The organism is Paenarthrobacter sp. A20 (genome assembly GCF_024168825.1).
In the GTDB taxonomy this organism is placed as follows: Bacteria; Actinomycetota; Actinomycetes; order Actinomycetales; family Micrococcaceae; genus Arthrobacter.
The window spans coordinates 2647067-2659374 of record NZ_JALJWH010000001.1 but is presented as its reverse complement, the minus strand read 5'-3'; the positions used below and the strand labels follow the sequence as shown (position 1 = coordinate 2659374).

Below are 12308 nucleotides of genomic sequence, written 5' to 3'. Positions count from 1 at the left end.
ACAGGGGCCCGCCGGAAAACGAAATCGAGGTTCTCAGCCGTCGGAACGCAGCGCGCGACGTTCCATTTCCAACTGCATGAGCTCCCGGTTCAGGCGCTGGAATTCCTCCGGGTTGGCTCCTGCGTCCAAGCGCTGCAACTGGCCCATCTTGTCAGCTTTGATGCGTGTGATCTGCAGTTCGAAGAGGCGGGCCAGGATGTCCCGGCAGTACCGCTGCATGGCTTCGGGAGTGCTGGCGGGCAACGGTGTGACAGCAAGCTCGGACACCAACGGCCGCAGCGGCTCGGGAACTTCCTGGCGGACCTGTTCCACCCACGCCACCGGATCAGCCGCATGGGCGAGGCCAGCGGCGCGCACTGCCGTGTGGACGGCAGCATAGGCAGGGGTGGCAAAGTACGAGGCCTCGAAACGTTCCCACGCTCCCCCGCCAAGCACCGCGGGCTCCTGGAGGACAACTTCCAGGGCCTGGCGTTCCATACCCGCTATCGGGTCCCTGGGGTCGGGCCGTTGGAAGACAGGACCGCTCGACGGCGGTGCTGCCGCCGCCGCGGATTGTTCAGCTGCGCCGGAGGGACCCGACGTGCTGCCGCCGGACGCTGCGCGCTTGGCGGCCGCCCCAACATAGCTGCTGACTTCCTCGATGGGCATGCCCAACCAGCCAGCCAGGTTGCGCGTATAGCCGGGCCGCGTGGCAGAGTCCCTGATCTGTGCCACCACGGGGGCGGCTTCCCGCAATGCGGCCACACGGCCTTCCACGGTGTCCAGGTTGTGCCGGCGCAAAGTGGCCCTGATGGCGAACTCAAAAAGCGGCTTCCGGGTACCGATGAGGTCGCGCACCGCGGCGTCGCCCTTGAGTTGGCGAAGATCGCAGGGATCGGCACCAGTGGGCTCCACGGCGACGTAGGTCTGGGCCGTGAAGCGCTGGTCTTCCTCAAAAGCCCTCAGGGCGGCCTTCTGGCCGGCGGCGTCGCCGTCGAACGTGAAGATGACCTCCCCGCCGCTGCCGTCGTCCGAAAGCAGCCGCCGGGCGACCTTGATGTGTTCGGTGCCGAACGCAGTACCGCAGGTGGCTACCGCCGTCGTGACTCCTGCGAGGTGGCAGGCCATAACGTCGGTGTACCCCTCCACCACCACCAGTTGGCGCTCCTTGGCGATGTTCCGCTTGGCGATGTCGATGCCGTAGAGGACCTGGGATTTCTTGTAGAGCGTGGTCTCAGGGGTATTCAGGTACTTGGGGCCCTGGTCGTCCTCGTAAAGCTTGCGGGCGCCGAAGCCGATGGTGTCGCCGGCGATGTCGCGGATGGGCCAGATGAGTCTTCCCCGGAAGCGGTCGTAGATGCCCCTGTTCCCCTCAGAAAACATCCCTGTGAGTTTCAACTCAGCGTCAGTGAACCCACGGCCACGAAGGTGCTTCAGGAGAGCGTCCCAACCCTGCGGGGCATAGCCCACACCGAAATGCTCAGCGGCCGCGCGGTCAAAGCCGCGGCCATCTAGGAAGTTGCGTCCTTCGGCCGCCCCGGGAGTCAGCAGCTGGGCGCGGAAGAACTCATCGGCGATCTTGTGCGCGTCCAGCAAGCGCTGGCGTTTGCCCACTTCCTCGCGGCTGGGACCGGTTCCGCCGTCCTCGTAGCGCAGCTCGTAGCCGATCCTTGCAGCCAGCTTCTCGACGGCCTCATGGAACGAGCTGTGGTCCATTTTCTGGACGAAGGAGATGGCGTCGCCGTCCTCGCCGCAGCCGAAGCAGTGGTACCTGCCCACTTGTGGGCGGACGGTGAAGGAGGGCGATCGCTCGTCGTGGAAGGGGCACAGTCCCTTGAAGCTGCCCAGTCCCGCGCCTTTGAGCGTGACGTATCCGTCAACGACTTCCTTGATATCCGTGCGCTGGCGTACTTCGTCGATATCTTCACGTTTGATCAGGCCAGCCACGTGACCATCCTAGTCGCTCCGGCCAAACGCACCGGCCCTCACCAAAGTGACGGGAGGCTGCCCACAAGGCGTTCATACATGGCCAGCGCGGACACGTCCGTCAGCGATGCGACCTGGTCGATCACCACGCGCAGCCGGGCACCGTCGTCGACGGCGTCGCGCCAGTCCGCAGCGAACATCGGCTCCAGGTGACGGTCGCCGGTGGCGTTCAAGACACCCACGAGGGCGTGCAGCACCTCGCGCTGGCGTTCGTAGACCGGCTGGCGGTGGTCGGTGGAGATGACGAAGGTGGTGGCAAGGCCCTTGAGGACCGCGATCTCGGTGACGGTGTCCTCGGGAACCATGAGTTCGGCGTCGTAGCGGGTCAGGTTGGCGGGCCCGAAATGGTCCCGGGTGGTTTCCATTGCACTCTGGCAGAACCGGCCGATCAACTGGCTGGTCATGTCCTTCAGGGCGGCCATGGACTTCCGGCTGCCATCGGCCTCGCGGACCCAAACCCTGGTGGCTTCCAACCGGGCCAGCGCCGCATCGATTTCGGCGGGGTCGTTGTGCGGCAAGTACCACTGTTTGGTGTAACCCACCACGCGCGCCCGGTGATCCGGGTTTTCCATCCATTTGAGCTGGAAATGGCCGGCGACAATAGCGTCTTCGACGTCGTGGACCGAGTACGAAATGTCGTCGGCGAGGTCCATCACCTGGGCCTCGATGCACGAGCGGTTTCCGGGGGCGCCTTCACGCAGCCACTCAAACACGGGAAGGTCGTCTTCGTAGGCGCCGAACTTGCTGGTGCGGTGGCCGTGGATGACGGGGGCGTCGACGGCGGACCACGGGTATTTGGATGCGGCGTCCAGGCTGGCGCGGGTCAGGTTGAGTCCCGCGGGCCTGCCGTCCTCGCCCAGGACCTTGGGTTCGAGCCGGGTCAGCAGGCGCAGTGTTTGGGCATTGCCTTCGAAACCACCGATGGTGTGAGCCACCTCGTTCAAAGCGGATTCGCCGTTGTGGCCGAAGGGCGGGTGTCCCAGGTCATGGCTCAGGCAGGCTGTATCCACGACGTCAGGATCACAGCCCAGGGAGCGGCCAAGCTCACGGCCAACCTGTGCGACTTCGAGGCTGTGGGTCAGCCGGGTGCGGACAAAGTCGTCCGTGTCCGGGGCGACCACCTGGGTCTTGGCGCCCAGCCTGCGCAGTGCCGAGGAATGCAGGACCCGGGCACGGTCCCGTTCAAAGTCCGAACGGTACGTGGTCTTGCGGGACTCTTCGACCCACCGTGCTGAATCCGCCTCGGCGTATCCGGGAATGGCCAACACATAATCGTGACTGGTTCCGTTGTGGCCAAGCACTGCTTCGGTTCCCATGGGTATCTGCCTCCTTCAAGCGCCGGGGTGTGGAGCTTCTTGAGTCAGTCTTACACGTGTGAGGCTAGCCGCCCGAAACGTCCAGCTCCGCAGCGGAGATTTCCGCGCTCTGTTCAGCGTTCAGCTGACGGCTGACCAGCCAGTCCTTGGGCAACGCGGGCTTTTTTGGCGAACCTGCGCGGCCGCGGGGACCCTCGGAATCAACTCCGGGGTAGGGCGAATCCATGTCCAGCTCGTCAAGGTATTCGCGCAGGACCTCCAGGGTGGGCACGGTGGCCAGCTTGGCACGCAGTTCCCCGCCCACCACGTAGCCCTTGAAGTACCAGGCCATGTGCTTGCGGATCTCGCGGAGCGCTTTGTATTCGTCGTTCCCGAAGGTCTCCACCATCAGTTCGGCGTGCCGGTAAACGCCCTCGGCTACTTCACGCAGGCCCGGGCGGTGTCGCTGGTCGCTGCCTTCGAAGGCGGCCTGCAGGTCACCGAACAGCCACGGGCGCCCCTGGCAACCACGGCCGACGACGACGCCGTCCACGCCGGTTTCCCGGACCATGCGGACAGCGTCCTCAGCGGACCAGATATCGCCGTTGCCCAGCACCGGGATGTCGGGCAATGCCTCGCGGAGGCGGGCAATGGCGGACCAGTCGGCCTGGCCGGAATAGAACTGCGCGGCGGTTCGGCCGTGCAGTGCGACGGCGGCCACTCCGGCGTCGCGGGCGATGCGGCCGGCGTCGAGGTACGTCAGGTGGTCCTCATCGATGCCCTTGCGCATCTTAATGGTCAGCGGGATGCCGCCCTTGGACACTTCCTTGACTGCTGTGTTCACGATGGACGTAAAGAGGTCGATCTTCCACGGCAGGGCAGAGCCGCCGCCGCGTCGGGTGACTTTGGGCACTGGGCACCCAAAGTTAAGGTCGATGTGATCTGCCCGGTCTTCTTCCACGAGCATGCGCACTGCGGCACCAACCGTCACGGGATCCACGCCGTAGAGCTGCACCGATCGGACTTTCTCGTCCTCATCGTGGGAGATGATGCGCAGCGATTCCGGCGTCCGCTCCACGAGGGCACGCGAGGTCACCATCTCGGCCACGTACATGCCGCCGCCGTATTCACGGCAGAGCCTGCGGAAGGCAGAGTTGGTGATGCCCGCCATGGGGGCGAGGATTACCGGGGTGTCCACGGTGATCCCACCGAGCTTCAATGGCGGGAGCTCGAGCTTTGGTGCAGGGGGCGTCGCTACTACAGTCACCCATCCATTGTTGCAAATGCGGGCAAATCGGCGGGAAACCCTAGAGAAGCCAGCCATTGTCCGCGGCCAACCGGACCGCCTCCGCCCTGGTCCTTCCGCCTGTCTTGGCCATGGCCGCGGAGAGGTAGTTCCGTACTGTCCCCTCGGAGAGCATCGCGGCCTTGGCAATGTCTGCCACGGTGCCGCCGTCGGACGCTGCCCGAAGCACGTCCGCCTCACGTTCGGTCAGCGGGCTGTCGCCGGAAGTCAACGACTCCGCGGCGAGGACGGGATCCACTACGCGCAGTCCGCGGTGCACGCGCCTGACCGCCTCAGCCAGCTGGCGCGCAGGCGTGTCCTTGACCACGAAGCCCGACGCTCCGGCCTGCATGGCCCTCTTGAGGTAGCCCGGCCGGCCGAACGTGGTGACCATGAGGACCCGGCACGAAGGCGCCGCCCGGCGGACGGCCGCTGCGGCACTGATGCCATCCAACCCGGGCATCTCGACGTCGAGCATGGCCACATCCGCAGCGTATTCGACGACGGCGTCCGCCACTCCTGTTCCGTCACCCAGCTCAGCCACCACCTCGATGTCCGGCTCAAGCCCCAGCAAAGCGGCCAAAGCCCCGCGGACCAACGCTTGGTCGTCGGCAATCACCAAACGGATAGTCATACCTCAACAACCAATCTGAACCCTCCCAGGTCACTCAAGCCCACATTAACGCTGCCACCGGCAGCCGCTGCCCTTTCGCGGATCCCGGCCAGGCCGCTACCGAAGGATCCCGCGGCACCTGGCCCGACGCCGTCGTCCTCCACCATGACGCTCGACGCCGTCAACAGGACCCGGCAGCGGCCGGCGCCTGAGTGCCGAACCACGTTCGTGATGCCTTCCCTGAGCACCCAGCCGAACAGTTCCCGGTGCCTGGCCGGCACCTGCTCCACCGAGCCGGGCAATTCAGCATTGATCCCCGCCGACTCGAGAGCTGACCGGGCCGCTGCGAGCTCGGCAAGGACGTTCACTCCCCGGTAACCGGCAACAGTGGCCCTGACATCTGCGAGCGCGCCGCGGGCCAGGTCCTGCACATCGCTGATTTCCGCGGCGGCCCTGTCCGTGGCCGGATCCGCGGGTGATCCTTCCATCAACCGCCCGGCCAGCTCCGCTTTGACAGCGATCACCGTCAAGGAGTGCCCCAGAATGTCGTGCATGTCCCGGGCGACGCGGCTGCGCTCGGCAGCCACTGCGGCGTCGGCCAGTTCGGTTTGCGCCTCGCGGAGCTGGACCGTCTGCCGGATCAGCCGTGCAAAGGAGGACATCATGAGGCCGAGCGACAGGATGAGGGCGGGCTGGAAGAACGCCTGCTCGGGGGTACCGGTTACCAGTTCCGTCGCCAAGGACACAGCGGCCATGGCAAGGATGAGGACAAAGTCCACACGTGGCGGCAGCACGGTCATGGCGATGGCGCATGCGAGGAACGGCCAGGTCCACAATGCCTCCTTGCCGACCAGGAGAATGACAAGGCCGTTCAAAGCCAACAGGATCCCCGTACAGGCGAGTCCCGTCCTGGTTCCGCGGCTCCGGCTGAACATCGGCAGGACGGCGTAGGCGGCGAAGAAAGCCACCAGCGATGCGGAAGCAGCCACCTTCCATAGCGGGGGTTCGTCCACCGACCACACCAGGTTCCACGTGGGCCAGGCCCAGAGGATGATGGAGAATCCGGCTCCTACGAACCATTTGCGGGGCCCGGGCCCACGGAACGTGTCGCCAAGGCCAGGGCTGCTCATGGATCCCACAATAGTCACCGCGGGACGGGCTCAGACACGTTTTGTGTCACGGCGGAAGGCCATGGCCGCCCCGCCAACGAAGATGGCCAGCCATACCAGCACGTTAACGATCCAGAGGGCATCAAAATCGCCGGTGATGGGGCTGCGCGCCAATTGTCCGATCCCGTAGGCCGGTGTGAACTTCGCAATCTCGCCGAAGGTGTCTCCCATGATCTCGATCGGCATGAACAATCCTCCCAACATGGCCAGGATGGCGAGCGCCGGGCCAAGGATCTGCATGACGTTCTGGCTTGGCATGAGGTACCCGACGAACAGGCCCAGGGCGGCGAAGACTAGTGAACCCAACCAGGCAACCAGGCCTGCGGTCAGCCAGATCTGCGGGTCCATGGTCACCCCGGCGATGGCACCAATGACGAATTGGGCAATGACGGCTACCAGGGACAAGGTCAGCGCCGCCGCTGCCTTGACGGCAATGTAGGCCCCCGGCAGGAGCGGGGTGAGCCGCAGTTGCCTGCTCCAGCCCTGCGCCCGTTCAACAGCCACCTGGCTGCCCGCACCTGTGGCTGCCGTCATGGCCGCGTAGACGGTGAGGCTGATCAGGATGTACTGCCCGTAGCTATGGCCGTTGGGAAGCAGTTGGTCCTTGTTGGACAGCCCAAAGATGAAGAAGAAGATGGCCGGCATCAGGACGGTAAAGATGACGGTCCTGCGGTTTCGGAGCATCCGCTTGATTTCTATCCACAGGAAGGTGCGGTTGATGCCGCCTGCGGATGGCTTCCGGTCCTGGATGGCTGGTGCCTGGCTCATGCCCGGTCTCCTTCCAATGCGTGGTGGATAGCGCCCGTCCCTGGTTCGTCCGCGGTGAGCGCCACGAAGGCCTCCTCCAGGTTGTGGGCGACCACTTCAAGGTCGTGGGCACCGGTGTTGTTGAGCAGGTAGCGGACCACTGTGTCCGAGTCGGAGGTTCGGACGGTGACGCGCCCGGCGTCGTACTCCACTGTGGCGGCCGGCGGCAGCCCGGCCAGCAGCTCCCGGTCCCCCGGCGGCAGCGCTGCCCGGACCGTCCGTCCGGACGCGAGGTTCTTCACCTGTGCTGCCGTGCCGTCGGCAACAACAGCCCCTTGGCGGACCAGGACGATGCGATCGGCGTAGGCATCAGCCTCCTCAAGATAGTGGGTGGCGAAGATGACGGTTCGCCCCCGCGACGCGTCGGCCCTGATGGCAGTCCAAAAATCACGGCGCCCCGCTACGTCCATACCGGTGGTCGGTTCATCGAGGATGAGCAGCCCGGGGTCGGAGACCAACGCCATGGCAAAGCGCAGGCGCTGCTGTTGCCCGCCGGAACACTTCTCCACCCTCCGGTCCGCGATGTCCAGGATGCCTGCGCGGGTCAGGACTTCGTCAACCGGGCGCGAGGAGTCGAACATCGCTGCAGTGAGCTGCACCGTCTCCCGGACGCTGATATCCCGCAGCAAGCCACCGGTCTGCATCACTGCAGCCACCTGGCCCCTGGCAATCGCAGCCCGTGGCGTGTGCCCGAAGACCGAGACACTGCCCCGGTCCGGGGTGCTCAGCCCAAGGATCATGTCGATGGTGGTGGTCTTGCCGGCGCCATTGGGCCCAAGGAAGGCCACCACCTCCCCCTGCTGCACCGTCAGGTCCAGCCCGCGAACTGCGTGGACCTTTCCAAAGCTCTTGTGAAGTCCGGCGGCCTGAACGGCCGGTACACCTGCTGCTTTCATGGCTCTCCCTGGTTGCTGTTGTTCTGCAACCAAGTCAACCCGCGTCCTGCCCGTCGCACCCCTGGACGGTGTCACACCTTCTGGGTGACAAATGTCATCAGTGGGCTATTCCGGGCTGCGCCGCTCCGCTTCCCGCTGGGCGCGGCGGCTGCCCGGCCGTGCAGGTTTGGCGGGAGCGTCGAGGCGGGTTCCGGCGTCGTGCGCGTCGGACCGCGCGACGGCGGCCGCTGCCGCCAGCGCGCCGGTGTCCTCGACGTCGTCGGGACCAACCGACGGCCCATCCGCAGGAGCTGGGCGCTTCATGCCGGTCGCCTTGACGACGAGGACGGCGATCAGCGTCGTGACCGGGATCGCAAGAACCAGCCCGATGGAACCCACGAGCGTTCGGATGACTTCTTCGGAGAGTTCGGCGCTGGTGAGCGCTTCAGCCAAGGGACGGTCGTAGAGCATCACGATGATGAGTATCGGAAGGGCTGCGCCCGCGTAGGCAAAAGCGATGGTGTACACCGTGGAGGCGATGTGGTCCCGGCCGATCCGCATGGCCGAGGTGAACAGTTTGCGGGCGCTGGTGTTGGGCGCCAGTTCATAGAGTTCCCACACTGCCGAGGACTGGGTAATGGTGACGTCATTAAGCACGCCCAGGCCGGAAATGATCAGGCCGCAGAGAATGATCCCGGAGATGGAGATCTGGCTCGACATGTTCACCAGCGTTGAGGCATCGTGGTTTCCGACGCCGGCCAGGTTGGCGGCATCCGTAGCCCAGGCCGCCAACAGCGCTGTGATGCTGAGCCCAAATATGGTCCCCAAGAGGGCCGTGGACGTTCGCGCCGAGAATCCGTGCGCAAAATACAGGACCCCGATCATGATCACCGTGGACCCCACCAACGCCAGCAGCAGCGGGGGTTTGCCCTCCACCAATCCGGGCAGGATGAAGCTGACCAGGACGAAGTACGCACCCACCAGCCCAAGGAGCGCCCGGAAGCCGCGCCAACGGGCAACCGCGATAACCACCGCCGCGTACAGGACGGCCAGCAGCGCGATGGGAATGCTGCGGACAAAATCGACAAAGACATAGGCAGGAGCGCCGCTGCCCGCGTTGGCACCCTGGACCGCGGAGAGGTTCAAGTACCGGATGGAGTCCCCCACGTCCACGCCGTGGGACATGGCAACGTCAGGGTTGATGACCACCTTGACTACATCCCCGCCCTTGTCCGGCTCCGTAAAGGCGAACGTGCACTGCGAGCCGCCGGACTGGTTGTTTTGGCCGGTGTCCGTTTGGCCGGTGCCTGTTTGGCCCGTATCCGTCTGGCCGGTTTGCGTGCAGCTTTCCACCACCACGCTCTGGATCCGGCCGGTATCGAACGTGACGCCCGGGGCAGCTTGGTACGGGCTTGAGAAAGTGATCCCTTCCCGGCTGCCCGAGGGCCACATGACCATCATGGCCACCAGGGTCAGGACGCCCAGCGGAACAAGTATGGCCGCCAATATCCAGTTGGCCCTCTTCCGCGAGGCAAGAGCCTGCGGCGTTGGCTCGGAACTTTCAGAATGACCGTGGGAGTGACCGTGGCCCATCAGCAGCAAAACCTCATGCCTCAACCCTACGCGGGCCCCGGACACCCCACGACCCAGGACGTTCACCTTCCTTGTCGCCACAAAGACCGGCTTTGGACGCGCGGATTCGGATGTCACCCGCCCGCTGTGTTGGCTCCAGCGAAGATGGGTGTCCCACGGCGAAGCTTAAACGCAGGATCCCACGCTGCCCCATGGTGACGGACGGCGTGGGATCCTGACATGCGGAAACAGTGGTCAGTCGCTCACGATCAACGTATCCGCACCGCGCACGTGGGCCTTGCCTGATTCCAGCAACGGAGTGAGGACATTCCGCAGGGCCGTCATCGATTCGTCAACTTCCAACAACACCGGGTGCTGGTAGGCAATGAGCGCCAGCAGATCCCTCACCGCAGCCGACGCATCGTCAGTGGACAGTTGAGGATCATGGCCGAGGAAGACGTCCGACGGTTCGTCGGTGTTGCCCTGGGCGTAGCTGATGGCAAACGCCTGGATCTTTCCCTTGCGGCTCGCGGGAACGCCTTCGCCGAAGGCACTGGCCTTGGGCGCGCGCAGGACTATTGCGCCATGGGCACCTGTCAGGTCATGCAGGAACAAGCGCTGAACCGTTGCAACGCCCAGCTCCCCCGGGCTATCCCAGTGGTGGACGTGCGAGTAGTACTTACCCACCACATCACTGAGCTCAACGGAACCAGTCGCCAGGTCCTCCACACGCTCCGACGCAGCTTCCTCGGAACCGTCGCCGAACCTCGGCAATGACAGAGGCTCAGGCTCCACAACCACCAGCTGCGAACGCTGGATCGGTGCCAGTCCCGCAGCCGCAGCAAATGCCGCACCAGCAGTTCCCGGTTCCACCTTGCTGCGCAGCTTGGAAACGCCCGACGGCGAGTTCCCGGCTTCGCGGCGAAGCATGGTCAGCAGCGTGGCGCCGACGCCTTCCCGGCGATGGTCCTTGGCAACCTCGATGTAAACCCAGAGGCGTTCGGGGTGCAGCGATGCCTCATGGACCACGCCTGCCGCAACGGGAATCCGTACGCCGTCCACGACGTCCTCGGCCACGATGCACCGGCGCCATGGCTGGTTGCCCGACGGCGCCAGGGCGGCACGGAACTGCTCGGCGGGAAGGGTCTCCGGGCTACCCCAGATCTCCAGGAGGGCGAGGTCGTCGCCTTCCTTCCATTCGCGGTACTCCAAAGCCACGATCAGGCGCCGATCAAGCGTGCTGCCAGGTAGCCTTCAACCTTGTCCAAGGACACGCGTTCCTGGCTCATGGTGTCGCGCTCACGGATGGTGACTGCCTGGTCTTCGAGCGTGTCGAAGTCCACGGTGATGCAGAACGGGGTACCGATCTCGTCCTGGCGACGGTAGCGGCGGCCGATGGCTCCGGCGTCGTCGAAGTCGATGTTCCAGTTCTTGCGCAACTGGGCGCCCAACGCCTTGGCCTTGGGGGACAAGTCCTCGTTGCGGCTCAGGGGCAGGACGGCTGCCTTGACCGGGGCAAGGCGCGGATCCAGCTTCAGCACCGTACGGACGTCGACGCCGCCCTTGGCGTTGGGTGCCTCATCCTCGGTGTACGCGTCGATCAGGAAGGCCATGAAGGAGCGGGTCAGGCCAGCGGCGGGCTCGATCACGAACGGGGTGTAGCGCTCGTTGGTTGCCTGGTTGAAGTAGCTCAGGTCGGTGCCCGAGGCCTTGGCGTGGGTGGAGAGGTCGAAGTCCGTCCGGTTGGCGATGCCTTCGAGCTCGCCCCACTCGGAGCCTTGGAAACCGAAACGGTATTCGATGTCCGTAGTGCCCTTGGAGTAGTGGCTGAGCTTCTCCAGCGGGTGCTCGAAGAAACGGAGGTTGTCTTCACGGATGCCCAGGCCCGTGTACCAGGACATGCGCTCTTTCATCCAGTACTGGTGCCACTCTTCATCGGTGCCGGGCTCGACGAAGAATTCCATCTCCATCTGCTCGAACTCGCGGGTACGGAAGATGAAGTTGCCCGGGGTGATCTCGTTACGGAAGGACTTGCCGATCTGGCCGATGCCGAACGGCGGCTTCTTCCGGGAGGTGGTGAGCACGTTGTTGAAGTTCACGAAGATGCCCTGGGCGGTTTCCGGGCGGAGGTAGTGCATGCCTTCGTCGCTGGCCACCGGGCCGAGGAACGTCTTCAGAAGGCCGGAGAATTCCTGCGGCTCGGTCCATTCGCCACGGGTGCCGCAGTTGGCACAGGCGATGTCCTTGAGGCCGTTCTCAGCGGGACGGCCCTTCTTTTCCTCGTACTCTTCCTCGAGGTGGTCTGCACGGTAGCGCTTGTGGCAGGACAGGCACTCCACCAAAGGATCGGAGAAGACCTCCACGTGGCCGGACGCTTCCCATACCTGGCGGGGAAGGATGACGGAGGAATCCAGGCCTACAACGTCCTCGCGGCCCCGGACCATGCTCTGCCACCACTGCCGCTTGATGTTTTCCTTCAGCTCCGCGCCGAGGGGACCGTAGTCCCATGCGGAACGGGAGCCACCATAGATTTCACCGGCCTGGAAGACAAAGCCCCTCCGCTTGGAGAGGGAAATGACCTGGTCAAGGACGGATTTTGCTGCCATGGGTACTCCATTTGTTCTACAGGGCCGCTGGGTGCGGTCCGCGGTGGTTAGCCCCGGTTTCCGGACGAGGTTGTCCGGCGGGGTGCTGGGGGAAATTTACTGCAAAGTACTTGACCCTACT

The 12308-nt window shown here is 64.8% G+C and carries 10 protein-coding genes; all 10 read right to left on the bottom strand.

Annotated elements, in window-relative coordinates; all coding sequences use genetic code 11:
• Nucleotides 1-33: 33 nt before the first annotated feature.
• The gene (gene dnaG / locus J3D46_RS12355; protein ID WP_231341050.1) at nucleotides 34-1926 is read right to left on the bottom strand and encodes a DNA primase; all 1893 of its coding nucleotides are present in this window, start codon (nucleotides 1924-1926) and stop codon (nucleotides 34-36) included.
• A 38-nt stretch (nucleotides 1927-1964) separates the two neighbouring features.
• Nucleotides 1965-3281, bottom strand: coding sequence for a deoxyguanosinetriphosphate triphosphohydrolase (locus J3D46_RS12350; RefSeq protein ID WP_253467493.1), 1317 nt, complete (start codon nucleotides 3279-3281; stop codon nucleotides 1965-1967).
• A gap of 64 nt (nucleotides 3282-3345) precedes the next feature.
• A complete protein-coding gene (dusB, locus tag J3D46_RS12345) occupies nucleotides 3346-4527 on the bottom strand; it encodes a tRNA dihydrouridine synthase DusB (protein ID WP_253467490.1) in 1182 nt (393 codons plus the stop codon).
• Between the two features lie 40 nt (nucleotides 4528-4567).
• Nucleotides 4568-5179: a response regulator gene (locus J3D46_RS12340; protein WP_231341047.1), complete on the bottom strand. Its 612-nt coding sequence runs from the start codon at nucleotides 5177-5179 to the stop codon at nucleotides 4568-4570.
• The gene (locus tag J3D46_RS12335; protein WP_253467487.1) at nucleotides 5176-6288 is read right to left on the bottom strand and encodes a sensor histidine kinase; all 1113 of its coding nucleotides are present in this window, start codon (nucleotides 6286-6288) and stop codon (nucleotides 5176-5178) included. The genes J3D46_RS12340 and J3D46_RS12335 overlap by 4 nt, the downstream gene beginning before the upstream one ends.
• Before the next feature lie 30 nt (nucleotides 6289-6318).
• Nucleotides 6319-7095, bottom strand: coding sequence for an ABC transporter permease (locus tag J3D46_RS12330; protein WP_231341045.1), 777 nt, complete (start codon nucleotides 7093-7095; stop codon nucleotides 6319-6321).
• Nucleotides 7092-8030, bottom strand: a complete 939-nt coding sequence (locus J3D46_RS12325; protein ID WP_231341044.1) for an ABC transporter ATP-binding protein — start codon at nucleotides 8028-8030, stop codon at nucleotides 7092-7094. Before J3D46_RS12325 ends, J3D46_RS12330 begins: the two co-directional genes overlap by 4 nt.
• Nucleotides 8031-8135: 105 nt before the next feature.
• On the bottom strand, nucleotides 8136-9602 hold the full coding sequence (locus J3D46_RS12320) for a YibE/F family protein (RefSeq protein WP_231341061.1): 1467 nt from the start codon (nucleotides 9600-9602) through the stop codon (nucleotides 8136-8138).
• Nucleotides 9603-9836: 234 nt separating this feature from the next.
• A complete protein-coding gene (locus J3D46_RS12315) occupies nucleotides 9837-10799 on the bottom strand; it encodes a GNAT family N-acetyltransferase (protein ID WP_231341043.1) in 963 nt (320 codons plus the stop codon).
• A gap of 2 nt (nucleotides 10800-10801) precedes the next feature.
• Entirely contained in the window at nucleotides 10802-12187 is a 1386-nt protein-coding gene (locus J3D46_RS12310; RefSeq protein ID WP_090819307.1) for a glycine--tRNA ligase, read from the bottom strand.
• Nucleotides 12188-12308: the final 121 nt, after the last annotated feature.